The sequence below is a fragment of the Actinomadura keratinilytica genome (genome assembly GCF_039539665.1).
Classification (GTDB): Bacteria; Actinomycetota; Actinomycetes; order Streptosporangiales; family Streptosporangiaceae; genus Spirillospora; species Spirillospora keratinilytica.
The window spans coordinates 1-23,857 of the sequence record NZ_BAABDO010000062.1 but is presented as its reverse complement, the minus strand read 5'-3'; the positions used below and the strand labels follow the sequence as shown (position 1 = coordinate 23,857).

Here is a 23,857-nt window from a genome sequence, read left to right as displayed (position 1 = left end):
GGGGCCGGGGCCTGTCTCCGGGGCGGCGGAGCGGGGCGGGGGCCGGTGCTCAGGCGGGGGGAGCCGGCCCGCGCATCCCCGGAGTCTGGAGGGGCGGGCGACTAGTGTTGTACGGCGCCTTCCGCGCCCGCCCCGGTCAGTGAACGCACCTCGATCTCGGCGTATTTGGCGTTGTTGTACTCCTTGCTCAGCACCGTGCCGAGCCAGCCGCACAGGAACCCGAACGGGATGGACACGATCCCGGGGTTCTCCAGCGGGAACCAGGCGAAGTCGGCGTCGGCGAACAGCGCGGTCTCCTTGCCGGACACCACCGGCGAGAACGTCACCAGGAACACCGCCGAGCCCAGCCCGCCGTAGATCGCCGCGACCGCGCCGGAGGTGTTGAACCGCTTCCAGAACAGGCTGTAGAGGATCGCGGGCAGGTTGCCGGACGCGGCGACCGCGAACGCCAGCGCCACCAGGAACGCCACGTTCAGCCGCTGCGCGTAGATGCCCAGCACGATCGACACCGCGCCGATGACCAGGGCGGCGATGCGGGCGACCCGCACCTCCTCCCGCTCGCTGACCTTGCCCCGCTTGAACACGTGGGCGTACAGGTCGTGGGCGAAGGACGACGAGGACGCCAGCGTCAGCCCGGCCACCACCGCCAGGATCGTCGCGAACGCCACCGCCGCGATGACCGCCAGCAGGATGGTGCCGCCCGCGTCGCCGAACACCCGGTTGCCGATCTCCTGGGCCAGCTGCGGCGCGGCGGTGTTGCCCGCCGGGTTCTGCTTGCGGATGGCGTCGCTGCCCACCAGCGCGGCGGCGCCGAAGCCCAGCACCAGGGTCAGCAGGTAGAACACGCCGATGAGGCCGATGCCCCACTGCACCGACTTGCGGGCGTCGCGGGAGGTCGGGACGGTGTAGAAGCGGATGAGGATGTGCGGCAGGCCCGCGGTGCCCAGCACCAGCGCCAGGCCGAGGCTGATGAGGTCGAGCTTGCCGGTCAGGCCGGACGCGTCGGTGGCGTAGCGCAGGCCCGGCTCCAGGAACGCATCGCCCTTGCCGCTCTGGTCGGCGGCGTCGCGCAGCAGCGTCGACAGGTTGAACCCGAACTTGCCCAGCACCAGCAGGGTGACCAGGGCGGCGCCGCCCATCAGCAGCACGGCCTTGACGATCTGCACCCAGGTGGTGCCCTTCATGCCGCCGACCGTGACATAGATGATCATCAGCGCGCCGACCAGCACGATCGTGGCGTTCTTGGCGAAGTCGCTGGTGAACCCGAACAGCAGCGCCACCAGCGCGCCCGCGCCCACCATCTGCGCCAGCAGGTAGAAGATCGACACGGCGATGGTGGACACGCCCGCCGCGGTGCGCACCGGCCGCGGGCTCATCCGGAACGCCAGCACGTCGGCCATGGTGAACCGGCCCGAGTTGCGCAGCAGCTCGGCCACCAGCAGCAGCGCCACCAGCCAGGCCACCAGGAAGCCGATCGAGTACAGGAACCCGTCGTAGCCGTACAGCGCGATCAGCCCGGCGATGCCGAGGAAGGAGGCGGCCGACATGTAGTCGCCGCCGATGGCCAGTCCGTTCTGGACGCCGGAGAACGAGCGTCCGCCCGCGTAGAAGTCGGTGGCGTCCTTGGTGTGGCGGCTGGCCCAGACGGTGATCGCCAGCGTTCCGGCGACGAAGGTCAGGAACAGGATGACGGCGAGGGTCTCGTGGCTCATCGGTTCTCCTTCCCCGCGTCGCCGGCGGCCGCGGCCGCGGCGGCGGCGCCGCCCTCGACCTCGGCGCGCAGCCGGTCGGCCAGCGGGTCGAGCTTGCGCTCGGCGTGCCGGGAGTACTGCCAGGCGATCAGGAAGGTCGACGCGAACTGCAGCAGGCCGAAGATCAGCGCGATGTTGATGAATCCGACGATCTTGGTGCCCATGAAATCGCGCGCCCAGCCCGACAGCACCACGTACAGCAGGTACCAGGCGAGGAACGCGGCGGTCGCCGGAAAGGCGAAGGCGCGGAACCGGCGCCGCAGCTCCTGGAAGTCCGGACCTTGCTGGACGCGTTCGTAGACCGTGGACGTGGGATGGTGCTCTACGGCCACTGCTCCTCCTCGGCTGTGACGTCGGTCACGTCACGGTAGAGGCCGTCCGGCGATCGCACGAGACGGTGCGCGCCGCCGTGCGGTCAGTTGCCGCTCATGAGCGACGACCCGTCCCCCGTCGTCGGTGAACGGTCGATTTGGCGCGACGAACGGCACTCCCGGGCGGGCGGCCGCCGCGTTTCCGGCCAGGCGCGGGCCCTCAGACGCGCTTGGGCCGCCAGGTGCCCCGGTCGACGTCCAGCGACTCGGGGGTGTGCAGCCGCACCATCATGCGCGCCACGTCCGGCGGGACGCCCCGCGGCGTGGCCAGCGACACCCCGATCATGGCGGCGAACGCGATCGGCACCGTCCAGGCGGCGGGCTGCTCCAGCAGCGCGCCCGCCAGCCCGTCCGGCGTGCCGCCGGCGAGCGTGACGACCACCGCCGCGCCCGCCAGCACGCCCCCGGTGACCAGTCCGGCCAGCGCGCCCGCCACGGTCAGCCGCCGCCACCAGATGCCCAGCACCAGCAGCGGGCAGAACGTGGACGCCGCGACCGCGAACGCCAGCCCCACCACGTCCGCCACCGCCAGGGACCGCGCCGCGACCGACAGCGCCAGCGGCACGGCCAGCGCCAGCAGCGTCGCCGCCCGGAACGAGCGCACCCCGCCGCGCAGGATGTCCTGCCCGAGCACCCCCGCCACCGACACCGTCAGCCCGGACGAGGTGGACAGGAACGCCGCCACCGCCCCGCCGGTCACCAGCGCGCCCAGCAGGTCGCCCGCCAGGCCGCCGAGCACCCGGCCGGGCAGCGTCAGCACCACCGCGTCGGTGCGGCCGGTCATGAGCAGCTCGGGCGTGTAGAGGCGGCCCAGCGCCCCGTACACGCCGGGCAGCAGGTAGAACGCGCCGAGCAGCGACAGCACCATGACGGTGGTGCGGCGCGCCGCCCGCCCGTCGGGGTTGGTGTAGAACCGCACCAGCACGTGCGGCAGGCCCATGGTGCCGAGGAACAGGGCGAGGATCAGCGAGTACGTCGCGTACAGCGAGTGCTCGCGGCCGTCCAGCGGCAGCCCCCACTGCCGGTCGGTGCGCACGGGGATGTCCGCCACGTGCGGCACCGCGGCGCCGCGCGGGAACGTCAGCGCGGTGTCCCGGCCGATCTCGTGCGGCCCCGGCGCCAGCGTCACCGCGGCGCCGTCGTGGGCGCGGCCGTCCACCCGCCCGGTGGCCGTCACCGTCACCGGCGCGGCCACACTGACGGTGACGGCGGCGCCGACGGTCACGGTGGTGCGCTCGGGGAAGCGCGGCACGGCGTCGCGGTCCAGGCCGGGCGCGCCGTCGAACCGCCACGCCAGCAGCAGGAACACCAGCGGCACGGCCAGCGCGGTCAGCTTCAGCCAGTACTGGAACGCCTGGACGAGCGTGATGCTGCGCATGCCGCCCGCCAGCACGTTCACCGCGACGACGACGGTGATCAGCAGCGGGCCCGCCCACACCGGCGCGCCGGTCACCGTGCGCAGCACCAGCCCGGCGCTCTGGAACTGCGGCATCATGTACAGCCAGCCGATCAGCACCACCAGCACGCTGGTGACGCGGCGCACCGCCATCGACTCCAGCCGCGCCTCGGCGAAGTCGGGCAGGGTGTAGGCGCCGGAGCGGCGCAGCGGCGCCGACACCAGCATCAGCAGCACCAGGTAGCCGCCCGTCCAGCCGACCGGCAGCCACAGCATGTCGGCGCCGAACGCCAGGATCAGCCCGGCCACGCCCAGGAACGAGGCCGCCGACAGGTACTCCCCGCCGATCGCCGAGGCGTTGCGCAGCGGCGTCACCGTGCGGGACGCCACGTAGAAGTCGGAGGTGGTGCGGGAGATGCGCAGGCCGAGCGTGCCGATGAGCACGGTGGCCGCGACCACCACCGCGATCCCGGCCAGGCCGTAGGCGGCGTTCATCACCGGTTCCGCTCGGCCCAGCGGTTGTCGACCAGGTCGGCGAAGTCGCGCTCGTTGCGTTCGGCCTGCCGGACGTACCACCAGCCGCACGCCACGAAGCACGGGTAGGCCAGCCCGCCCAGCAGCACCCACGCCAGCGGCAGGCCCGCCACCCGCTGCTCGCGCAGCTCCGGCACCAGCATGAACAGCACGGGGAGCCCGCCGAGCACGACCGCCAGCACCGCGCACAGCCGCACCGCGAGCCGCAGCTGGGCCTGCAGCAGCGAGCGCATGTACGCCTCGCCGAGCCCGGTCTGCTCGTCGATCTCCCGCGTCACCGGGTGCCGCAGCCGCCGGGAGGCCCGGGTGCGGGGCCCGGTCACCCGCGTCCGCCCCGGCGCGGGCGCGTCGCCCCGGCCCGCCCGGCCCTCGGGCGGGGACGGCGCCGCGCCGCGCTCGCCCGGTCCGCTCATGTGGGCCGCCGGGCGTTGCGGACCAGCAGATCGCGCAGCTCGCGCACGTGCCGGCGGCTCACCGGCAGCTCGGTGCCGCCGACCAGGATCGTGCAGCGGCCCGAGTCCAGCCGCAGCTCCTCGATGCGCGCCAGCGCCACCAGGTGGCTGCGGTGCACGCGCACGAACCCCGCGTCCCGCCACCGCTCCTCCAGCGCGGCCAGCGGGATGCGCACCAGGTGGCTGCCGGTCGGGGTGTGCAGGCGGGCGTAGTCGCCCTGCGCCTCCACGTACAGCACCTCGGCGGGCGCGACGAACCTGGTCACCCCCGCCAGCTCGACCGGCATCGGCTCCGGTTCGGGACGCGGCGCGCGCCCCCCGCCGCCCGCGGGCGCCCCCGGGGCGCCGGGCCCGCCCGCGGCTCCGTTCTGCGCGACGCGGCGGATCGCCTCGGCCAGCCGCTCCGGCCGCACCGGCTTGAGGATGTAGTCGGTCGCCTTGATCTCGAAGGCGTCGACCGCGTGCTCCTCGAACGCGGTGACGAACACGATGTGCGGGGCGCGGGCGAACTGCGCCAGCACCCGCCCCAGCACCGTGCCGTCCAGTCCGGGCATGCGGATGTCGAGGAACACCGCGTCGACCGGACGGCCCTCGGCCAGCGCCCGGTCGAGGCAGCGCAGCGCGCCCGCCCCGTCCCGGGCGGTGTGCACGGTGCCGATACGCGGGTCGGCCCGGAGCAGATGAACCAGGTCGTCCAGGGCGGGCGCCTCGTCGTCCACCGCCAGGACGCGCAGACCGCCCGGCACTCAGCCTCCCGGTGTCGCACGTCACATCTGGCGATATCGTAGAACGCCCTGTCAACCCGCTTCGGCGGGCTTCGGCCGGGTCTGCCCCTGCCAGCTGGCCGTGACGCCCGGCGCGTACTTGGGCACCCGCACCGTGACCTTCGTCCCGGCGCCGATGCCGGTGTCGACCTCCAGGCCGTAGCCGTCCCCGTACACCTGGCGGAGCCGCGCGTCGACGTTGGCCAGCCCGATGCCCGCCGCGTCCGGCGCCTCCCCGTCGGCGCCGCCCGCCCCGCGCTCCCCGGCCAGGACGCGGCGCAGCCAGTCGGGGTCCATGCCGACGCCGTCGTCCTCCACGCTGATCACGCAGTCCGACCCGGCGTCCTCGGCCACGATCGTGATCCGCCCCGGGCCGGACCGGTCCTGCAGGCCGTGCCGGACGGCGTTCTCCACCAGCGGCTGCAGGCACAGGAACGGCACCGCCACCGGCAGCACCTCCTGCGCGATCCGCAGCGTCACCCGCAGGTCGTCGCCGAACCGGGCGCGCTGCAGCAGCAGGTACCGGTCGATCGAGCGCAGCTCCTCGGCCAGCGTGGTGAAGTCGCCGTGCCGGCGGAAGGAGTAGCGGGTGAAGTCGGCGAACTCCAGCAGCAGCTCGCGGGCCCGCTCGGGGTCGCTGCGCACGAACGCGGCGATCGTGGTCAGCGAGTTGTAGATGAAGTGGGGGGAGATCTGCGCCCGCAGCGCCCGCATCTCCGCCTCCATCAGCAGCGTCCGCGACCGGTCCAGCTCGGCCAGCTCCAGCTGGGCGTCCACCCAGCGGGCCACCTCCTCGGCGGCGCGGATCAGCCCGGCGGGCACCTCCTCCCCGTAGACGGCCAGCGTGCCCACCACCCGGTCGTCGGTGGTCAGCGGCACCACCGCGGCCCGCCGCACCGGGCAGTCCAGGCGGCCGCAGTCCACGCCGTCCGGGCCGAGCACCCGCACCCGCCCGCCGTCCAGGGTGCCCGAGGCGTGGTCGAGCGCCTGCGCGGCGTGGTGCTCGCCCGCCCCGTCCCAGGCCAGCACCCGCTCCCCGTCGGTGATCGCCAGCGCGGCCGAGCCGAGCAGGGCGCGCAGGTGCGGCGCCGCCTTCTGCGCGCCCGGCCCGGTCAGCCCCGCGCGCAGCGCGGGCGCCGCGCGCGAGGCGGTGTGCAGGGTCTCGAAGGTGGCGCGCTGCGCCGGTCCGCCCAGGTCCCCGGGGCGTCCGCGGGCCCGCCACCACAGCAGCACCGGCACCCACGTGAGCGTGAGGGCCGCGACCACCGCGATGACGACGTCCATGCCGCCACGCTAACCCGGCTCACGGCACCGACGCCGCATCGCGCAGCCGGCCGAGCACCTCCAGGCGGCCGTCCTCGCGGATCCGCCGGGTCGCCTCCCGCTCGGGGTAGGAGCGCATGAACGTCTTGGTCAGGTGGGTGCCGTAGTGCAGCCGGCCGCCGCCCTTGAGGGGGCGCAGCTCGGCCTCGAAGCTGGGCTCGTGGAAGTAGGTCAGCGCGTACCGGTCGCGTTCCGCCGACGCGACCCGGTGCCAGGTAGACGGCAGCGCGCTCCCGGTGAGGAAGCCCATGACCTCGCCGGGGAACACGGCCAGCGTGCACGGCTCGGGCCGCACGAACGACCACGCCTCGCCGCGCCCGTCCATGGGCCGCCGCACGTACAGCCCGCCGGTCTCGTCCAGCGCCGCCATCGCCAGCAGGCCGTGCACCGGGTGGGCGACCGGGCCGCCGCCGGCGCGGGCGGGCAGGCGCAGCGCCCGCATGTGGTGCCAGCCGTCGGCGGTCAGCCGGGTCAGCGCGTCGCCCGGCAGGCCGAGGCCGAGCGCCACCAGCCGCAGCAGCCGGTCGCCGATGCCGCCGAGCTCGTCCATGAACGCCCGCATGGCCAGCCGGTACTCCAGGTCGGGCCAGGGCACCGGGCCGTGGCAGGGCCAGCGCTCGCGGACCCGGATGTCGCCCTCCGGCACGTCCTTGCAGACGGTGAACACCTCGGCGCCGCCGTCCTCGCAGGCGACGTAGCCGCTGTAGCTGAGCGGGCTGACGTGCCGCGCCTTGTACTCCAGCGGCATGGAGAAGAACCGCCGCGCCGCCGTGATCGCGGTGACGGTGCGCTGGGCCTGGACGGGGTCGACGGCGACCTGGACGACCCCGTCGCGCCGCCATGCGCCGATCATCTCGTGGCCTAGCCGCACGTCGGACGGCTCGCCGCCGACCGCCGCCGGTAGCAGGAACGTGGTGAGCATCTGGGGATCCTCTCTCGGGGTGGGGCCTGGGCGGGGTGCCCCCGAATCGCCCGTCCCGCATGCCATCTAGGCCGACCCGCCGCGCCGCGTCATCCGGTTCGGCGGGCGCATTCGGCCAGCGGACCGGCCCGGTCGGCCAGTGGCCGCGCCCCGTCCGCCCAGCGGCCCGATCCGTACGGCCAGCGGCGGGACTTGATCGGCGCGCCGCCACCCCGTGAGATGGGATCCATGACCGGCAGACTGCTCGCGATCAGCGACCTTCACGTGGGGCATCCGGAGAACCGCGAACTGGTCGACGGACTGCGTCCCGGGTCCCCCGACGACTGGCTGATCGTCGCGGGCGACGTCGCCGACCGCTTCGCCGACGTGCGCTGGGCCCTGGCCACCCTGCGCGCCCGCTTCGCCAAGGTCGTCTGGTCCCCCGGCAACCACGAGCTGTGGACGCCGCCGGGCGACCCCGTCACCCTGCGCGGCGAGGAGCGCTACCTGGCCCTCGTCGAGATGTGCCGCGAGCTGGACGTCGCCACCCCCGAGGACCCCTACCCCCTCTGGCGGGGCGAGGGCGGCCCGGTGTTCGTCGCGCCGCTGTTCCTGCTGTACGACTACACGTTCCGCCCGGAGGGCACGTCGACCAAGGAGCAGGCCCTCAAGGCGGCCTACGAGGCGGGGGTCGTCTGCACCGACGAGAAGCTGCTGCACCCGGACCCGTACCCCGCCCTGGACGCCTGGTGCCACGCCCGCCTGGCCGCGACCGAGAAGCGGCTGACCGGCCTGGAGCACCCCACCGTCCTGATCAACCACTGGCCGCTGACCCGCGACCCCACCCGCGTGCTGTGGTACCCGGAGTTCGCCCTGTGGTGCGGCACCGAGCGCACGGCCGACTGGCACGTCCGGTTCCGCGCGGCCGCCGTCGTCTACGGCCACCTGCACATCCCCCGGACGATGCGGCACGACGGCGTGCGGTTCGAGGAGGTCTCGGTCGGCTACCCCCGGGAGTGGCGCCCGCGCGGCACGGGCACCCCCGGCGCCCGCCAGATCCTCCCCGAACCCGCCGCCTAGGTGGTGGGGTACGCGGGGCCGGCCATCCGGGCGATGTCCTCGCCGGCCACCCCCCGCAGCCGGTCCGCCAGATCGGTCAGCGCCCGGCTGGCGGCCAGCTCGTCCCCGATCTCGGGCACCGGCCGGTCGATCGGGTTGCGCCGCGCCTGCCCGTACCCCGTCACGGTGACGCTGCCCCCCGCGTTCAACACGGCCCGAGCCCGCGTCTCGGTGTCGTCGTCGCTCTCCCCGATGAAGATGTCGACGTTCCAGTGCTTGGCCTTCATCACCAACCCCCCGCACACAGACCACCCCGCCGCAAAACGCCACGAATCTCGCATACCCACCCCGTCCCCCTCAAAGCAGCCCGTTTCCTAGCAGCCTCGCCCCAGGCCGCACCCGCCGTCGACCCCGTGTCCGACGGGTCCCAGGAGGCCCGAGCACGCCGACCAAAGCCCCGGCAAGCAACAGGAACCGGCCACTCCGGGCAAAGCCGCGGCAAGAAGATCAGCCGCAGGCGGCCCCCGCAACCACGCAGGCTCCGGACGGAAAGGAAGGACAACCGCCCAAGCGAAGGCGAAAGCGAACACGCAGCGGCACCGGCCGCCGCGGGTGACGCACCCTGACGCAAGAGGAAAACCAGCCAGAGAGCGGCAGTCAGCCCCACACCACCACAGAGAAATCCTCGAAGGGGGGGTGAAAAGACGCTCGCCCCCAGCAAGCTGCGTCGAACACAAGGGCATGCGGCGGATCCGCACGCAAGAGCGAACCGCGACCAGGGGATTCCGGAGAGTCGCCATCCGCCGACACCGAGGAAGCACCGAGCCCGAAGTGCTGCGAACCACACTGAACAAAGGGGCGAACCCACAGAAGCCCTCATGGGACGGAGAGACCCGCCCAAGCGAAGTCACGGCGAGCAAAGGGACGAGTCCGCAGGAAGAAGATCCGCCAAGCACCCCAGGGAGACCGGCGAGAGGACTGCCCGAGCGACGTCCCGGCGAAGCCGCGGCGAGCAAGAGGGGCGAAGCCGCAGGAAAGAGCGAACCGCGACCACCGAAGGAGCACCCGGCCCGAAGTGCGGCGAAGCCACACCGAGCAAAGGGAGCAACCCGCAGGAAGAAGACCAAGGAGAGAAGACTGCCCGAGCGACGTCGCGGCGAAGCCGCGACAAGCAAAGGACGAGGCTGCGGGAAAAGCCCAGCCGGGGGCGGCGAGCGTCCAACGCGAGCCGCAGCCGGGGGTTCCGGGGGTCGCCCCCCGGGCAAACACCAAGGGAGCGCTCAGCGCGAAAGTGCGGCAGAGCCGCACTGAGTAGGGATGACCCAGCTCCCGCGACTGGACTCGAACCAGTAACCTGCCGGTTAACAGCCGGACGCTCTGCCGATTGAGCTACGCGGGATCGCGCGGTCTTCCAGGGGCTTCCCTGGCCGACGGCGTCTAGGTTAGCGCATCCGGGGACCTGTTCGCGCAGGCATATCCGGTGGGGAGACTGGGGCGGCCGTGGACGGGTATGCCGTGCGACACGATCCTCTACACCGGGGGTGGGCATGAAGTACCGAGCGACGTTCATCGCGGGTGCCGCGGTCGGCTACGTCCTGGGCACCAGGGCGGGGCGCGAGCGGTACGAGCAGATCAGGCGGATGACGCGGCGGCTGATGGAGAACCCGACCGTGCAGGAGACGGCGGGGCTGCTGCGGGCGCGCGGCGAGGAGCTGGCCGGGGCGGCCAAGGGCAAGGCCGGGGAGCTGGCCGGGGCGGCGCAGAAGCGGATGCCGGGGCAGCACCACGGCGCGGAGCCGCCGGTGGACCACCGCGATCCCCGGCGGGAGCCGTCCGCGCCGCAGTGACGCGGCGACGACGGCACCGGTGACGGCGTCACAGGCCCGTCTGGCGGCGCAGGTCCTCCAGGATCTGCTCGGCCTGGGCGCGCAGGCCCGGGTCGGAGGGGTCGAGTCCGGCCTCGAAGACCAGGGTCCAGCGCACGTCGCCGCCGCCGGGCGGGCGCCGTCCGGCGATGCGGACGGTTCCGCCGCCGGGCAGCCGGGCGTGTCGGCTGACCACGATGGTGGCGGTGACGCGTTCGCGGACGGTCTCGGGCACCGAGCCGGGGTCGGGCAGCCGGACGCGGTATTCGGGGCCGCCGCCGGTGGTGTGGACGTGGAGGTGGCCGTCCTGCCAGGACGCCTGGTCGATGCGCTCCCACGGCAGCCGGTGGAAGCCGCCGGAGGCGGTGGGCAGGTGCAGGGCCGCGGACGTGGCGACGACGTAGGAGCCGCCCCGGGTGGCCGCCGAGGCGAGGGGGCGTTCGCCGCGTTCGAGGGCGAGGGCGTCGCGGATCTCGTCGGGCAGGCGGCCCGGGCGCAGGGCCGCGGCCGCGCGTCGTAGGCGCATGATCCCACGGTAGGCGATCAGCGGCTCAGGCGGCGCGGGGTGCGCGGCGGGCGCCCAGCAGGTCCAGGACGAGGGCGGCCGACCAGCTGCAGTCGTGGCCGCCGCGGCCGGTGCCGTCGAACGGGTCGAAGTACTCGCGGAAGCCGGACTGGCGCACCAGGCGCATGGTGGCGCCGTAGAGCAGGTCGGCGACGACGGTGAGGCCGTGGCCGAGGGCGCCGTACCACAGCAGCCAGTTGGTGTTGACCCAGGTGGGGCCGCGCCAGTAGCCGCCGCGGTCGAACGAGGGCGCCTGGATGTCGCAGGTCGGGACGGGGTATCCGGCGGCTCCGGCGAAGCGGGCCGACAGCAGCAGGTCGACCAGGGCGCGGACGGCGTGGGCCGGCAGGTCGGGGTCGAGCAGGGGGCCGAACGAGGCGACGGTGACGGCGGGCAGCAGCCGGCCGCCGCGCAGGTCGCGGGCGCGGAAGCAGCCGGTGTCGCCGTCCCAGAGCCGGTCGAGCAGGGCGCGGTGGACGCGCTGGGCGGTCTCGCGGTGCGGCACCGGGTCCCCGCCGATGATCTCGGCCATCTCGGCGAGGGCGTGGGTGGAGGCCAGGTAGGTGGCGTTGACGAGGGGGTCTTCGACGGCGAAGGGGTGGGCGTCGCGCAGGTATTCGTCGCGGTAGCCGGCGCCGCGCAGCAGGGTGACGAGCCGTACGTAGCGGTCGTAGTCCTCGCCGGTGGGCTGGCCGCGGGGGACGCGGTCGGGCGCGTAGGCGACGGGCGGCAGTTGCAGGGCGCCGAGGGGCCCGTCCCAGGCGGGGCTGTTGTCCAGGCCCGATTCCCAGGGGTGGCAGATGGCGACGAGCCCTTCGGCCCCCAGGTCGCGGCAGCGGGCCAGGTAGCGGTGCTGGGCGACGAGCATCGGGTAGAGGCGGGCGAGGAAGGCGCGGCTGCGTTCGGCGTCGGCGGGGCCCGCGGACTCGTGCAGGCGCAGGGCGGCCAGGGCGTGCAGCGGGGGGTGGGTGATGCCGGAGGTGGGGACGCCCCGGGGGGCGGCGTCCTGCAGGTCGCTGCGCCACAGGTCGGGCCCGGGGAAGTAGGCGTGCCGGGGCATGCGGGTGTTGAAGACGATGTGCGGCAGCAGGCCCGTGGCCCACTGGCCGCGGAACAGCGACAGCAGTTCGCGTTCGGCGCGGTCGCGGCGGTGCCTGGCCAGGCCCATGCTGATGAACGCCGAGTCCCAGGCCCACTGGTGCGGGTACAGGGCGGGCGACGGGATGGTGCCCGTGCCCGTCCAGTTGGCGTCCAGCACCCGGGCCGCCGCCTTCCACAGCGTCGTCTCGTCGCCGTTCAGCCGGGTGCCCATGAGCTAAGCGTGACCTCCCGATCGCGTTCTGGCCACCCTCGAAAAGGGGATGCCGCGCCTCGACGCATCGAGGGATACCGCGATTGTGGGCCTTCTCAGCGGCCGCGGCGACCCCCGGGCGGGGGATGTCCTCCCACGTCCCGGCGGGGGTGCGCGGTGGCCGGTCACAGCGTGCGCCAGGGGGCGGAGGGCCGGATCGGAGGGGCGTCGGCGGTGGCGCGGGCCAGGAGCCAGGCGGCGATCTCCTCGCCCGCGGCGATGCCCTGGGCGGCGGTCACGGCGGCGTGGGGGGCCGTCCAGCCGGTGTCGTGGAGTTCGCCGTGGGCGGGGCGGATCGCGGCGTCGGCGGCGGCCAGCAGCTCGGCGTCCAGGAGGGAGTCGCCGGCGGCCAGCATCGCGTCGGCGCCGACGCGGCGGGCGACCTCGGCGGCCGCGGCGGACTTGGTGAGCGGCTCGGGCAGGCAGTAGATCTTGCGGCCCTGCAGGGAGGTGCGCCAGCCGCGGGCGGCGCACCAGCCGGCGAGGTCGTCGAACCAGCCGGGCGGCAGCGCGGCCCGGTCCACCACCAGGTAGGCGAACAGGTCGGATGCGACGCGCCGTTTCAGGACGAACTCGCCGGTGGCGGCGGCGAGGTGGGCGCGAATTTCCGCCAGGGGGGCGCGTCCGTCGGCGACGCGGGTCCGCACGGCGGCGGCCCAGTCGGGGTCGTCCACGCCGTCCACGAGGATGTGGCCGCCGTTGGCGCAGATCGCGTACGCGGGGGGCTTGTCCAGCAGGTGGACGCGGGCGTACTGCTCGGGTGTGCGGGTCGTCACGGGGACGAGGGCGGCCGTGCCCGCCAGCGCCTGCAGGTCGCGGGCGGCGGTCTCGGTGACGTAGGACAGCGGGGCCGCCCGGTACAGCTCCACGCACAGCAGCCGCGGCAGGTCGGCGTCGCGGCCCCGCAGGCCGAGCGCCGCCGCCGAGTAGATCAGGGTGCGGTCCAGGTCGGAGCACACCAGGACGCCGTTCACTGGGCGCGTCCCTTCGCGAAGCGGGGGTGGATGAGGCCGACGCAGGCGTACGGGAGGGACGCCGGGTCCACCTCGACCACGGGGACGCCGCGTTCGGCGGCCAGCAGCCGGATGTGCTCCAGCTCGGCCCCGGCGCCGGCGCGCGCCAGGACCTTCCACGGGACGCGGCGCAGCAGCACCCGCGTGGTCTCCCCCACGCCCGGCTTGACGAGGTTGAGATCGTCGACGCCGTGTTCGGCGCCGACGCGGCGGACCGCCGCCCAGCCCGACCAGTCGGCGGCGCGGGCGGCCGCGCGGTCGGCGGCGAGCTCCTCGGCGGCGTCCTCGGCGACCCGTTCGGCGACGTCGGGGAAGCGGGCGCACACCGCGTCGAGGAACACCGCCGACACGTCGTCGGCGGCGAGTTCGGCGTAGAACTTGGCGCCGTGGTAGTCGCCGGGGCCGATCAGCCGGTCGTTGAGGACGGTGCGGCTGACCAGTCCCGAGACGGTGGAGTTCAGGCAGGCCGAGGGGATGAGGAAGTCGTCGCGGGTGCCGTGCAGGGGGGTGCAGCGGCCGGGGTCGGCGAGCACGGCCAGGTCGGCGGGGAAGCGGACGCCGGTGGCGGCGGCGTGCGCGTCGAGCGCGGCGGTCAGCTCCCGGCGGATGGCGCCCTTGCCCGTCCACCCGTCCACGAACATGATCCGGGCCGGGTCGTGGTGCTCGGCCAGGTGGCGCAGGGCGACGGTGTCGATGCCGCGGCCGCGGACGATGCTGATCGAGTAGTGCGGCAGGTCCAGGCCGTGCGCGAACCGGGCCCAGCGGCGCGCCAGGATCCCGACCGGGGTGCCCGCGCGGGCCAGCGACACCAGCACCGCGCCGGGGCCGCGCGCGGCCAGGACCAGCTCGGTGACCAGTCCGACGGCGTGGGCGACGCGCTCGGCCGATTCCTCCAGGGCCCGGTGGAACAGCCGCCGGTACTCGGGGCCGGGCTGGTACTCCACCGGCAGCGACTCGGCGTAGTGGGCGCGGCCCGCCTGGATCGCCGCCTCGCGTTCCTCGGTGGGGGCCTCCAGGCGGACGCCGGACAGGTCCTTCAGCAGCCAGGCCACGTCCTCGGCCGGGTAGCTGCCGAAGTCCGGGCCGTGCAGCGGCGCGGGGGTCATCTGCTCTGCCTCCGATGGGCGGGGACGGTCACCAGCAGCACGTCGGCGATCTCGGCCAGGCGGGGCAGCAGCCCGGCGGCCAGGGCGGGGGTGTCGCCGGCGTCGTCGACGACCAGGACGATCGCGTCGAAGCCGCGCGCGACGTTGTAGGCGTAGCGTTCGCCGGGGCCGTCGGCGGGGTCGTCGTGGGCGGGGAACACCAGCCGGGTGCGGATGGCGTAGCCGGGGTCGTCGACGGCCAGCACGGGCGAGCGGGTCGTGGTCGAGTAGCGGACCCGCAGGTCGGGCCGGGCGTCGGCGAGGGCCTCGGCCAGCCGCAGCGGCGCGTACATCAGCTCCTCGAAGCCGAGCACCAGCACGCGGCGCCGCCCGGCGGGCAGGGCGTCCGCCAGGCGGCCGGCCATGGCGGGCAGCTCCTTGCCGAGCCGCCGGCCGTCGGCTGGGCGGAAGCCGTGCCGGCCTCCGTCGGGCAGGTCGTCCGGCCAGCCGATGTCGACGCGGCGTACGGCGTGCGCAGCGCCTTCCGTACGGCGCTCATCGTGCGACAGCGAGGCGACGAGGCGCTGTCCGGCCGGGAGGATGCCTGCGGGCAGTTCGACGCGGCCTGCGGCCAATGAGACGGTCTCGATGCGGGCGCCCAGTTCGGCTGCGAGGGCCCGCGTCATCGCCCGCGCGCGGTCGTCCCGCAGATCGACCAGCGCGGCGATGATGTAGTGCCGCCGAGGGCGTACGGCGTGCAGCGCGCGGATGGTGTTGAGCGCCGTGGTGCCGGTGGACAGCTCGTCGTCGACCAGCACCACGGGGGCGTCGCAGCCGAACGCCAGGGGGTCCGCCGGCAGTATCAGGTGGCTGGTGGCGTGGCTGTGCTCCTCCTCGAACGCGCCGTAGGGGGTGAAGCCGGGGACGGGGCGCCGCGTCGAGTGCAGGTAGTAGGCGTCGCCCAGGGCGTCCGCGACCGAGTGCCCCAGGGCCGTTGCCGTTTCGGCGTACCCGAACACCACGGCCTGCAGGGGCGCATGCGGCTCCTTGTGCGCGTCCCGCAGCGCCGCGGCGGCGCCGTCCTGGTGGGCCAGCGCCTCCGCGAGCAGGGCGGCCCCCAGCGGCTCGGGGCGCAGGCGCGCGCGGACGAGGCGTCCCAGCAGCAGCCCCGCCCCGTACACCAGGCGCGGGTCGGTGGGCACGTGCTTGCCCAGCACCGACGACACCAGCAGGTGCGCGCGGCGCGGATTGCGCCGCACCGCCAGCCCCACCAGGTCCGCCAGCCCCACCCCGGCCGGCCGCTCCCGGTCGACGAGCCGCACGCCCAGGCGCGCGGCGACCCACTCCCCCGGCCAGACGCGCCCGGGGCTCCCTCCCCCGGTGGTCACCGGCGGCTCGCCGCTTCCAGCAGTTCCACGAACGTGACGCCCTCGGCCGCCACGCCGAACACGCGGGCCCGCATCATGAGCCGCTCGGCCCACGCCCGGTGCGGCTTGGCCTCGTTCATCTTGTTGGCGTAGGTGCTGGCCATGGCGCCGCCCCCGGTCACCCGGAGGATGTCGGCGGCGTCGCAGTACTCCTCGTGGGTGACGACCGACAGTGCGTGCACCGCCGCGACGTGGCTGGGGTGGATGACCGTCTTGCCGATGAGCCCGTTGGCCTTGTCCAGGTGCACCTCGCGGATCAGCCCGTCCAGGTCGGAGGTGATGAGCCGCTCCCGCAGCGGGGCCGCGCGCTGCCGCTCGAACGGCGACTGCCGCAGCTGCGGCTTGAACATCCGCTCGCCCGCGGAGAAGTACTCCCACACCGGGCCGGTCACCACGTATCCGGTGCCGTCGGCGCGGCCGAGGATGTTGACGACGTCGGAGATGGCGTCGGCGACCGGGCGGATGTCGTAGATGGTCAGGTCCGGGGGGCGGCGCAGCCCGTAGGCCGCGGACAGGTCGGTCGCGCCCAGCCGCACCGCCAGCACCCGGTCGCGGTGCTTGGCCAGCAGCCGCGCCACGTCCTGCAGCAGGTCGGCGCGCGTCTCGCGGTGGATCGCCTCGCGGCTCTCGATCACCGGCATGGCCAGCAGCCGCCGCCCGGTGCGGGCCGCGGTGTCCTCCAGCGCGTCCAGGAACGCGCCGCCGGAGGCCGCGGTGAACTTCGGCAGGACGAACCCGGTCACCAGGTCGGCGGCCGGGCCCAGCCGGTCCACCAGGTCGCCGATCTGCTCGGCGGCCCGCACCCGGATGAACAGCAGGGGGATGCCGGGGCCGCGGCGCGAGCGGCCGTTGCCGCGGCCGCGGGCGGCGTCTCCGGGCTCGTCGTCGGCCGCGCCGGCGTCGCGGTCGTGCAGTTCGCGGAACGCCCGGACGGTGTTGGCCTCGGCCGCGGGCACGTCGGCGTCGGCGATGGCGTCCTCCAGGCAGACCACCATGCTGGCCACGCCGCGCCGGGCCGCCTTGACGATGTCGTGCGCCAGGGCCGGGCGGGTGCCCGGGCAGTACAGGGTGGCGCCGAGCGCGACCGCCAGCACGTCGGGGTCGTCGTGCCGGCCGAAGGGCCGAGGGTGCCGGTAGAACAGGTGCTTGCGATGCCCGATGTCGATGTGGTCGAAATGACGCACGCCGGGTCCTTCCCCATCGCCGAAAGGGCCCCGCCCTCGCCGTGTCCCACGCCGCACGGGCGCCGGCGAACGGGCCTTGGGCCGCCGCCGTTTCGGACGCCCACGGACACTTCAGAGTATGTCCGCCAACGAGTGGAACCGACGATACGTTCCCGTCCGTCCCCGCACGGGCGTGAAACGCGTCCCCGGCGCGCCCGCGCGTGCCGAACACGTGCCGAACACGTGCCGAACACGGCGGCCGGGCGCGCCGCCGTGAAACGGCGCGCGCCCGGCCGTCGGTGCCCGTCGGTGCGCCCGCCCGTCACAGGTGGGCGGCGACCGCCGGGAGGAGGTGCTGGAAGGTGCGGCCGGTGGCGGCCGCGCCGATGGCGGTCATCGCCCAGCCGCCGCCGTCCCGGGAGACCTTGGCCATGATCTGGGCGTTGTGCCGCCCCGAGCCGCTCAGCTCGTAGCGGGCGATCTCCTGGCCGGTGGTCTCGTCGACCAGCCGGCAGAAGGCGTTCTGGATCTGCGAGAAGTCCTGGCCGGTGAAGGAGTTGACGGTGAACACCAGCTGGGTGATGTTCGCCGGGACGGCGGTCAGATCGACGTTGATGACCTCGTCGTCGCCCTCCCCCTCGCCGGTCAGGTTGTCGCCGGTGTGCAGCACCGAGCCGTCCCTGCTGCGCAGCTGCCGGAACCAGACCGAGTCGACCAGGTTCCCGGCGGCGTCGAACAGCAGGCAGGAGGCGTCCAGGTCGATGGACTGCGGCCTGGAGCGGCCGAACAGCCCCTTGCGGGGCGCCGCGTCCCAGCCCAGGCCCATCTTGACGCGGGTCAGTCCGCCTCCCCCCGGTTTGGTCAGGGAGACCTTCTGCCCCTTCTGCAGCGAAATCGACATCATCGGCTCCTTCGCGTGAGCGGTGCGGGGTGCGGACCGGACCCGCCCGGCGTTCCTGCTTGACGGACCTGGACGGGACGGATCTGGGCGGACGTGCGGACTCAGACCTTGCTGGAGTGCAGCTCCTTGTCCCCGCTCGGGCCGGACGCGGCGCCGGCGCCGTCGCGCCGGTTGCGCAGGACCGAGGACAGGAACGCGGCGATGATCAGTCCGGCGCCCAGCCCGCCGGTGATCCACTCGGGCACGTGGTGGCCGACGCCGAACAGCATGCACACCGCCAGCGCGCCGATCGCCCAGTGCGCGCCGTGCTCGAGGTAGACGTACTCGTGCAGGGTGCCCTTGCGGACCAGGAACACCGTCAGCGACCGGATGTACATGGCGCCGATGCCCAGGCCCAGCGCGATCACGATCGGGTCGGTGCTGATGGCGAACGCGCCGATGACGCCGTCGAAGGAGAACGAGGCGTCCAGCACCTCCAGGTAGAGGAACAGGAAGAAGCCCGCCTTGCCGGTGGCCAGGGCCAGCTCGCTCGGGCCGCCGCGGCGCGCGGGCTCGGCCGCCTGCTGCGCGCCCTCCGCGGCCTCGTCCTCCTCCTCGTCGTCCTCGCCGGCCTCGGAGAACAGCTCGCCCAGCCCGTTGACCAGGATGTAGGTCAGCATGCCGAGCACGCCGGCGATCATCACCTCGCCCGGGTTCTCGGCGAAGTAGTGGGCGACCGCCACCAGCGCGCCGCCCGCCACGACGACCGCGAGCTGGTTCAGCTTGCCGATGCGGGCCAGCGGGGCCTCCAGCCACGGCAGCCACTTCTCGGCCCGTTCCTCGAAGACGAACTCCAGGAAGAGCATCATGAGGAACATGCCGCCGAACGCCGCGATCATCGGGTAGGCGTCGCGCATCAGCTCGTGGTAGCGATGCGAGTCGTGCAACGCCAGGTCGAACGCCTCGAGCGGGCCGAGCGACGCGGTGATCCCCACGATGACCAGCGGGAACACCAGCCGCATACCGAACACGGCGATGGCGATGCCGACGGTCAGGAAGATCTTCTGCCAGAACGGGTTCATCCGCTCCAGCACCTTGGCGTTGACGACGGCGTTGTCGAAGGACAGCGAGATCTCGAGTACGGCCAGCACGGCCACCAGCGCCAGGCCCAGGCCGCCGTCGTACAGCAGCGCGGCGATCAGGCCGAGGATCGTGACGGCGAAGGACCACCCGAAGGTGCGAAGAATCATGCGCGTGTTTCTGCTCGTTGGGGGGAACCGACGATCGGAGCCGGACCGGCCGCGGCCGGCGGCTCAGCCGACATTGACACCGAAGTCCATGGCGATGCCGGCGAGGCCGGAGGCGTAGCCCTGGCCGACGGCGCGGAACTTCCACTCCCCGCCCCGCCGGTACAGCTCCCCGAAGACCATGGCGGTCTCGGTGGAGGCGTCCTCGGTGAGGTCGAACCGCGCCAGCTCACTGCCGTCGGCGCGGTTGACGATTCGGATGAAGGCGTTGCGGACCTGTCCGAAGTTCTGCCCCCGCGCGTCGGCCTCATAGATCGACACCGGGAACACGATCCGCTCGCAGCCCGCGGGGACGGCGGTCAGATCGACGTTGATGACCTCGTCGTCGCCCTCCCCCTCGCCGGTCAGGTTGTCCCCCGTGTGCTCCACCGAGCCGTCGGGGCTGCGCAGGTTGTTGAAGAAGACGAAGTGCTGGTCGGACAGCACCTTGCCGTCGGGCCCCAGCATCAGCGCGCTGGCGTCCAGGTCGAAGTCGGCGCCGGTGGTGGCCCGCACGTCCCAGCCCAGGCCCACGGCGACGGCGGTCAGGCTCGGCGCGGCCTTGGTCAGCGAGACGTTGCCGCCTTTGGCGAGTGACACACCCATGGTCGGTCCACTCCCTCGGAGACTCGTTGATCAGAACTTCACGCCGAATGTCCATGGCGCTGCCGGCCGCCGGGCGGACGCCCGCCCGACCGCGCGCGGCCCGTGCCCGGCCGCGGCCCGGAGGGCCTCGCCGGTCACCGGGGCCGCCGGGAGACCGCTGGGGAAGGAGGTGCCGCTTCCGCTGCGACTGACGCCCACGCTGCCTCCTGATCGCTGGCTGCCGGCGCCGATGCGCGCCGCGCCGTCTCGACGCTTCGCTATACCGACGTTGCAGTGATGCTATCCGTTCCCCGCGTTCCGCTCGGCCCCCCGGGTGCCGCCGGAACGCAACCGGCGGAAGGTGTACAGGACGGGCGGCTGAGCGAGACTGGAGCGGAGCGAAGGGAGGGCACCGTTGCTGGGAGCGGGGGACGCCCGCCGGCGAGGCCGGGGCGCGCAGGCGGCGGACGCGGCGGTCCAGGCCAGGGACGCGGCCGCCGCGGCGTTCTACGACATGGACCAGGCGCAGAAGTACGTCGAGGGCCGCGTGACGCTGTTCGCGGACCTGGACGGCGCGGCCGCCGCCCCGGTCCGCACGGAGTTCGACGGGCTGAGCCGCGAGGCCGACGCCGCCGCCTCCGCCTACATCGCCGTCGTCGACGCGCACGACCTGGCCGCGGACCGCACGCCCGCCGAGTACGACGCGGCCCGCCGCGCCTTCCTGGCCGTCACCGACCGGCTCAGGGAGGTCACCGGCCGGCTCAACGCCTTCGCCGAGCGGCTCGCCCCGCGGATGCGCCGCCTGGAGGCGGCGCTCGACCGGCTGCCGCCGCGGCTGGCCGCCGACCGCGCCGCGGTCGCCGCCGCCGACGCCGCCGTGGCCCGGGCGCGCCACGCGGGGTTCGACGCCGCCGGACCGGAGGCGCAGCTGGCCCGCGCCCGCGAGGCGCTGGCGCTGGTGGGCTCGCCGGGGCTGGGCGGGCTCGGCCTGGCCGGGGCGATGGAGAAAGCCGAGGAGGTGCGGCGGCTCGCCGACCGCGCCCGCGAGGCCGCCGAGGAGCTGCCCAAGCAGGCCGAGAAGGTGCGCAACGGCATCACCTCGGTGCGCACCCGGGTGGACGTGGTGGAGGGCCGCGTGGAGGCGGTGCGGCAGGCCATGCGGCAGCTGCTGCGCGGCTACTCGCAGGCGTGCTGGCAGGATCTGCGGGGCGCGCCGGAGGCCGTCGAGGCGGGCGTGGAGCGGGCCCGCGAACGGCTCGCCGAGGCGACGGCGCACGCGGGCCGCGCCGAGTGGCGGCAGGCGCAGCAGGCGCTCACCGCCGCCCGCACCGAGCTGAACGCCGCCGACCGCCGCGCCGGGCAGGTGACGGGACGGGTGACGCGGCTGGAGGAGGCCGCCGCCGACCCCGCCAAGCCCGCCGAGAAGGTGCGGTTCGCGGTCCGGGACGCCCAGCGGCTGGCGGTCGCCGCGCCGGGCGGCCCGGCGCCGCACCACGCCCGCGCGCTGGACGCCCTGGTGGAGCGGCTGGAGAAGGCGCCCTCCCTGCTGACCGGCCCCCACCCCGACTACTGGGGGTACCTGCGGGAACTGGACGCGATCAAGACGGCGGCCGGCGACGTCGTCACCCGCATCCGCGCCGAACGCGCCGCGGGCGCCTGACCCCGGCGCCTGCGTTCGGGCACGCCGGCCGGAGCCCGGGCCGATGCCCGGACCGGCGGCCGGGCCGGCGCGGCGCGGCGGGTCAGCGGGGGCGGTCGTGGACGCCGATGGTCAGGTTGCGGGCGGCCATGGGCGCTCCGCCCGGCTGGGGGTCCCCGTACGGCGGCATCTGCGGCACGGCCGGGGACTGCTGCGCGACGGCCTGGTCGCGCGGGGCGCCCGCGGCGGGCTCGGCCCACACGGCGGTGCCGTAGGCGCACACCTCGTGGCCGCCCCCGGCGAGCGCGACCGAGTCCATGCGCATGCCCACCACCGCGTTGGCGCCCTTGCGGCGCGCGTCCTCGACCAGACGCTCCAACGCCTGACGGCGCAGCACGGCCAGGCCCGCGCCCGGCTGCTCCCCCGTCACGCGGAACGTGCCGCTGGCACCTCCGTGCGCCCCGGCACGGCCCTGATCGGTCTGCACGGCGACCCCCATGGCCTCGCCGAACGCGCCGCGGATCTCGTGCCCGGCCAGCCCTTCAGTCGTCACGATCAGCATGGCTCCCACCGTAATCCACGGCACACGGGAGCGGACCGATCGGGCCGTTCCGGCATACCTCGCCCCGGCGGGCCGGTGCCCGGGGCCGGGAGCGCCGCCCCCGCCCCCGGGCAGCGGCCGGTCAGTCCAGGTACTCGCGGAGCATCTGGGCGCGCGAGGGGTGGCGCAGCTTGGCCAGGGTCTTGGACTCGATCTGCCGGATCCGTTCCCGGGTCACGCCGAACTCGCGGCCGACCTCCTCCAGGGTGCGGGGATGGCCGTCGGTCAGCCCGAAGCGCAGCTGGATGATGCGCTGCTCGCGGTCCGACAGCGTGCCCAGGATGTCCTCCAGCTGGTCCTGCAGCAGGATGAACGCCGCGGCCTCCATCGGCACCACGGCGTCGGCGTCCTCGATGAAGTCGCCGAGGTCGGAGTCCTCCTCCCCGATGGGCGACTGCAGGGACACCGGCTCCTGGGCGATGCGCTGGATCTCCACCACCCGGGCGGGCGGCAGCCCCATCTCCCGGCCGATCTCCTCTGGGGTGGGTTCGCGGCCGAGGTCCTGGTGCAGCTGGCGCTGCACGCGGACCAGCTTGTTGATGGTCTCCACCATGTGCACCGGGATCCGGATGGTCCGGGCCTGGTCGGCGATGGCACGGGTGATCGCCTGGCGGATCCACCAGGTGGCGTAGGTCGAGAACTTGAACCCCTTTGTGTAGTCGAATTTCTCGACTGCGCGGATCAGTCCGAGATTTCCCTCCTGGATCAGGTCGAGGAACAGCATGCCCCGGCCGACGTAGCGCTTGGCGATGGACACCACCAGGCGCAGGTTGGCCTCGATCAGGCGTTGCTTCGCTCGCGCCCCCTCGCGGGCGAGCAGTTCGAGATCGAGCCGTTCCATCGGGGAGAGGATGGCGGTGTGCCGCAGCTTCTCCTCGGCGAACAGGCCCGCCTCGATCGATTTCGCGAGTTCGACTTCATCTTCTGCCGTGAGCAGCGGTACGCGACCGATCTCCCGCAGGTAGATCCGAACCAGGTCGCTCGTCGGCGCCCGCTTGCCGAGGTCTCCCTCATCCGCTCGCGTGACGTCCTCGGTCTCCTGCGGAGACTCCAGGACCTCTACCCCCTGCTCTGCGAGCATCCGGACGACCCGCTCCAGGGAGTCGTCCGGCAAGTCGGAGCGATCGAGAGCCGCGGCGACGTCGTCGACCGTCACACCGCCGCGCTCTCTGCCGCGCGCGACGAGGTCCGCCACCTGGTCAACCGATGGCGCCTCGCTTGGCAGCACCGAAGGGCCCACGATGACAGTCTGCGGTACGAAGGGCCTAGATCACAGGACCCATTTTCCGGGTCCCGTGACTCACTGGGAGCCAAGCCCGCGCTCGCGCAACTCCCGTCTCTGCTGCTCAAGCGCGACAAGATCGCCGAACAGCCGGTTGTACTCCTCCACCTGCTCGGCCGGATTCAGCCGCGCGAGTTTAGACTTCACATCGGCGATCATGCGCGTGACCTGGCGTTCCTGGATTCGGGCCAGGAGGTCGGCGGCATACCGGTCGTCCGAATCGCCGGCGAACTCGAGAGGCTCCACCGCCAGCCGCGTGATCAGCTCCCTGACCTGCTCGTTCGGCGCGTGGTCGCGCAGCAGGCCGGCCCACTCGGCGGCGCTCACCGGCGCGGTCACGCCGCCCGCGGCCGCGATGACCTGCCGCACCGCCGCGTGCGGCGGCGCCAGGAAGTCCTCGGCGGGGATCTGGTCGAACTCCGGGCCGAGCACCGCCGGCCGCTGCACCGCCAGCTTCAGCAGCTCGCGCTCGCGCCGCACCTCGGGGTCGCTCGGATCGTACGCCTTCCGCCGCGGCGCCGCCGGCCCGGCCGGTTCCCCGGCCCCGGCTCCGCCGCCGGTGCC

General features: G+C 74.1%; 22 protein-coding genes, 1 tRNA gene and 1 pseudogene. 3 read left to right on the top strand and 21 right to left on the bottom strand.

Annotated elements, in window-relative coordinates:
- Nucleotides 1-101: 101 nt before the first annotated feature.
- The 7 genes from ABD879_RS19545 to ABD879_RS19515 all read right to left on the bottom strand — a co-directional run bounded on the left by ABD879_RS19545 (nt 102) and on the right by ABD879_RS19515 (nt 7,513).
- Nucleotides 102-1,712, bottom strand: coding sequence for a solute symporter family protein (locus tag ABD879_RS19545; protein ID WP_345022922.1), 1,611 nt, complete (start codon nt 1,710-1,712; stop codon nt 102-104).
- Nucleotides 1,709-2,083 (bottom strand): DUF485 domain-containing protein, encoded by a 375-nt coding sequence (locus ABD879_RS19540; RefSeq protein WP_345022921.1) that lies wholly within the window; start codon nt 2,081-2,083, stop codon nt 1,709-1,711. The genes ABD879_RS19545 and ABD879_RS19540 overlap by 4 nt, the downstream gene beginning before the upstream one ends.
- Nucleotides 2,084-2,282: 199 nt before the next feature.
- Entirely contained in the window at nt 2,283-4,013 is a 1,731-nt protein-coding gene (locus ABD879_RS19535) for a sodium/solute symporter (RefSeq protein WP_345022920.1), read from the bottom strand.
- The gene (locus ABD879_RS19530) at nt 4,013-4,465 is read right to left on the bottom strand and encodes a hypothetical protein (protein ID WP_345022919.1); all 453 of its coding nucleotides are present in this window, start codon (nt 4,463-4,465) and stop codon (nt 4,013-4,015) included. The genes ABD879_RS19535 and ABD879_RS19530 overlap by 1 nt, the downstream gene beginning before the upstream one ends.
- The gene (locus tag ABD879_RS19525) at nt 4,462-5,250 is read right to left on the bottom strand and encodes a LytR/AlgR family response regulator transcription factor (protein WP_345022918.1); all 789 of its coding nucleotides are present in this window, start codon (nt 5,248-5,250) and stop codon (nt 4,462-4,464) included. Before ABD879_RS19525 ends, ABD879_RS19530 begins: the two co-directional genes overlap by 4 nt.
- A gap of 51 nt (nt 5,251-5,301) precedes the next feature.
- Nucleotides 5,302-6,552 (bottom strand): sensor histidine kinase, encoded by a 1,251-nt coding sequence (locus ABD879_RS19520; protein ID WP_345022917.1) that lies wholly within the window; start codon nt 6,550-6,552, stop codon nt 5,302-5,304.
- Between the two features lie 19 nt (nt 6,553-6,571).
- The gene (locus ABD879_RS19515; RefSeq protein ID WP_345022915.1) at nt 6,572-7,513 is read right to left on the bottom strand and encodes a 2OG-Fe(II) oxygenase family protein; all 942 of its coding nucleotides are present in this window, start codon (nt 7,511-7,513) and stop codon (nt 6,572-6,574) included.
- Between the two features lie 228 nt (nt 7,514-7,741).
- On the opposite strand from ABD879_RS19515, the gene ABD879_RS19510 reads away from it, so the two are divergent.
- Nucleotides 7,742-8,572, top strand: a complete 831-nt coding sequence (locus tag ABD879_RS19510; protein WP_345022914.1) for a metallophosphoesterase family protein — start codon at nt 7,742-7,744, stop codon at nt 8,570-8,572.
- On the opposite strand, the gene ABD879_RS19505 is transcribed toward ABD879_RS19510, so the two are convergent.
- A complete protein-coding gene (locus tag ABD879_RS19505) occupies nt 8,569-8,838 on the bottom strand; it encodes a DUF1876 domain-containing protein (protein WP_344944598.1) in 270 nt (89 codons plus the stop codon). The genes ABD879_RS19510 and ABD879_RS19505 overlap by 4 nt on opposite strands.
- A 1,039-nt stretch (nt 8,839-9,877) precedes the next feature.
- Nucleotides 9,878-9,950: transfer RNA gene (locus tag ABD879_RS19500), tRNA-Asn, on the bottom strand.
- A 148-nt stretch (nt 9,951-10,098) separates the two neighbouring features.
- Between ABD879_RS19500 and ABD879_RS19495 the strand changes: the two genes are divergently transcribed.
- Entirely contained in the window at nt 10,099-10,398 is a 300-nt protein-coding gene (locus ABD879_RS19495) for a YtxH domain-containing protein (RefSeq protein ID WP_345022913.1), read from the top strand.
- A 28-nt stretch (nt 10,399-10,426) separates the two neighbouring features.
- On the opposite strand, the gene ABD879_RS19490 is transcribed toward ABD879_RS19495, so the two are convergent.
- From ABD879_RS19490 to ABD879_RS19450, 9 genes are all read right to left on the bottom strand, one after another.
- Entirely contained in the window at nt 10,427-10,942 is a 516-nt protein-coding gene (locus ABD879_RS19490; protein WP_345022912.1) for a hypothetical protein, read from the bottom strand.
- A gap of 25 nt (nt 10,943-10,967) precedes the next feature.
- A complete protein-coding gene (locus ABD879_RS19485; protein WP_345022911.1) occupies nt 10,968-12,293 on the bottom strand; it encodes an MGH1-like glycoside hydrolase domain-containing protein in 1,326 nt (441 codons plus the stop codon).
- 164 nt (nt 12,294-12,457) lie between these two features.
- The gene (locus ABD879_RS19480) at nt 12,458-13,306 is read right to left on the bottom strand and encodes an HAD family hydrolase (RefSeq protein ID WP_345022910.1); all 849 of its coding nucleotides are present in this window, start codon (nt 13,304-13,306) and stop codon (nt 12,458-12,460) included.
- Nucleotides 13,303-14,451: a cysteine protease StiP family protein gene (locus tag ABD879_RS19475; RefSeq protein ID WP_345022909.1), complete on the bottom strand. Its 1,149-nt coding sequence runs from the start codon at nt 14,449-14,451 to the stop codon at nt 13,303-13,305. Before ABD879_RS19475 ends, ABD879_RS19480 begins: the two co-directional genes overlap by 4 nt.
- Complete coding sequence (locus tag ABD879_RS19470) at nt 14,448-15,818, bottom strand: phosphoribosyltransferase family protein (RefSeq protein WP_345022908.1); 1,371 nt, start codon at nt 15,816-15,818, stop codon at nt 14,448-14,450. Before ABD879_RS19470 ends, ABD879_RS19475 begins: the two co-directional genes overlap by 4 nt.
- Nucleotides 15,815-17,041, bottom strand: a complete 1,227-nt coding sequence (locus ABD879_RS19465) for an HpcH/HpaI aldolase/citrate lyase family protein (RefSeq protein ID WP_345022907.1) — start codon at nt 17,039-17,041, stop codon at nt 15,815-15,817. The genes ABD879_RS19470 and ABD879_RS19465 overlap by 4 nt, the downstream gene beginning before the upstream one ends.
- Before the next feature lie 301 nt (nt 17,042-17,342).
- Nucleotides 17,343-17,921 (bottom strand): TerD family protein, encoded by a 579-nt coding sequence (locus ABD879_RS19460; protein ID WP_345022906.1) that lies wholly within the window; start codon nt 17,919-17,921, stop codon nt 17,343-17,345.
- Nucleotides 17,922-18,022: 101 nt separating this feature from the next.
- Nucleotides 18,023-19,150: a DUF475 domain-containing protein gene (locus ABD879_RS19455; protein ID WP_345022905.1), complete on the bottom strand. Its 1,128-nt coding sequence runs from the start codon at nt 19,148-19,150 to the stop codon at nt 18,023-18,025.
- 63 nt (nt 19,151-19,213) lie between these two features.
- Nucleotides 19,214-19,792, bottom strand: a complete 579-nt coding sequence (locus ABD879_RS19450) for a TerD family protein (protein ID WP_345022902.1) — start codon at nt 19,790-19,792, stop codon at nt 19,214-19,216.
- Between the two features lie 394 nt (nt 19,793-20,186).
- Between ABD879_RS19450 and ABD879_RS19445 the strand changes: the two genes are divergently transcribed.
- The gene (locus ABD879_RS19445; protein ID WP_345022901.1) at nt 20,187-21,431 is read left to right on the top strand and encodes a molecular chaperone DnaJ; all 1,245 of its coding nucleotides are present in this window, start codon (nt 20,187-20,189) and stop codon (nt 21,429-21,431) included.
- Nucleotides 21,432-21,513: 82 nt separating this feature from the next.
- Here ABD879_RS19445 and ABD879_RS19440 read toward each other — a convergent pair whose 3' ends face one another.
- The 3 genes and pseudogenes from ABD879_RS19440 to ABD879_RS19430 all read right to left on the bottom strand — a co-directional run.
- Nucleotides 21,514-21,972, bottom strand: coding sequence for a YbjQ family protein (locus tag ABD879_RS19440; protein ID WP_345022900.1), 459 nt, complete (start codon nt 21,970-21,972; stop codon nt 21,514-21,516).
- Nucleotides 21,973-22,093: 121 nt separating this feature from the next.
- A complete protein-coding gene (gene rpoD, locus ABD879_RS19435; RefSeq protein ID WP_285493314.1) occupies nt 22,094-23,239 on the bottom strand; it encodes an RNA polymerase sigma factor RpoD in 1,146 nt (381 codons plus the stop codon).
- 72 nt (nt 23,240-23,311) lie between these two features.
- Nucleotides 23,312-23,857 (bottom strand): annotated as a pseudogene (locus ABD879_RS19430) (DNA primase); the annotation flags it as partial.

Coding starts and splice junctions, on each gene's coding strand:
- ABD879_RS19545 (WP_345022922.1), bottom strand. CDS start 1,712: ATGAGCCACGAGACCCTCGCCGTCATCCTGTTCCTGACCTTCGTCGCC.
- ABD879_RS19455 (WP_345022905.1), bottom strand. CDS start 19,150: ATGATTCTTCGCACCTTCGGGTGGTCCTTCGCCGTCACGATCCTCGGC.
- ABD879_RS19475 (WP_345022909.1), bottom strand. CDS start 14,451: ATGACCCCCGCGCCGCTGCACGGCCCGGACTTCGGCAGCTACCCGGCC.
- ABD879_RS19495 (WP_345022913.1), top strand. CDS start 10,099: ATGAAGTACCGAGCGACGTTCATCGCGGGTGCCGCGGTCGGCTACGTC.
- ABD879_RS19535 (WP_345022920.1), bottom strand. CDS start 4,013: ATGAACGCCGCCTACGGCCTGGCCGGGATCGCGGTGGTGGTCGCGGCC.
- ABD879_RS19530 (WP_345022919.1), bottom strand. CDS start 4,465: ATGAGCGGACCGGGCGAGCGCGGCGCGGCGCCGTCCCCGCCCGAGGGC.
- ABD879_RS19515 (WP_345022915.1), bottom strand. CDS start 7,513: ATGCTCACCACGTTCCTGCTACCGGCGGCGGTCGGCGGCGAGCCGTCC.
- ABD879_RS19440 (WP_345022900.1), bottom strand. CDS start 21,972: ATGCTGATCGTGACGACTGAAGGGCTGGCCGGGCACGAGATCCGCGGC.
- ABD879_RS19450 (WP_345022902.1), bottom strand. CDS start 19,792: ATGGGTGTGTCACTCGCCAAAGGCGGCAACGTCTCGCTGACCAAGGCC.
- ABD879_RS19510 (WP_345022914.1), top strand. CDS start 7,742: ATGACCGGCAGACTGCTCGCGATCAGCGACCTTCACGTGGGGCATCCG.
- ABD879_RS19490 (WP_345022912.1), bottom strand. CDS start 10,942: ATGCGCCTACGACGCGCGGCCGCGGCCCTGCGCCCGGGCCGCCTGCCC.
- ABD879_RS19460 (WP_345022906.1), bottom strand. CDS start 17,921: ATGTCGATTTCGCTGCAGAAGGGGCAGAAGGTCTCCCTGACCAAACCG.
- ABD879_RS19520 (WP_345022917.1), bottom strand. CDS start 6,552: ATGGACGTCGTCATCGCGGTGGTCGCGGCCCTCACGCTCACGTGGGTG.
- ABD879_RS19485 (WP_345022911.1), bottom strand. CDS start 12,293: ATGGGCACCCGGCTGAACGGCGACGAGACGACGCTGTGGAAGGCGGCG.
- ABD879_RS19505 (WP_344944598.1), bottom strand. CDS start 8,838: ATGAAGGCCAAGCACTGGAACGTCGACATCTTCATCGGGGAGAGCGAC.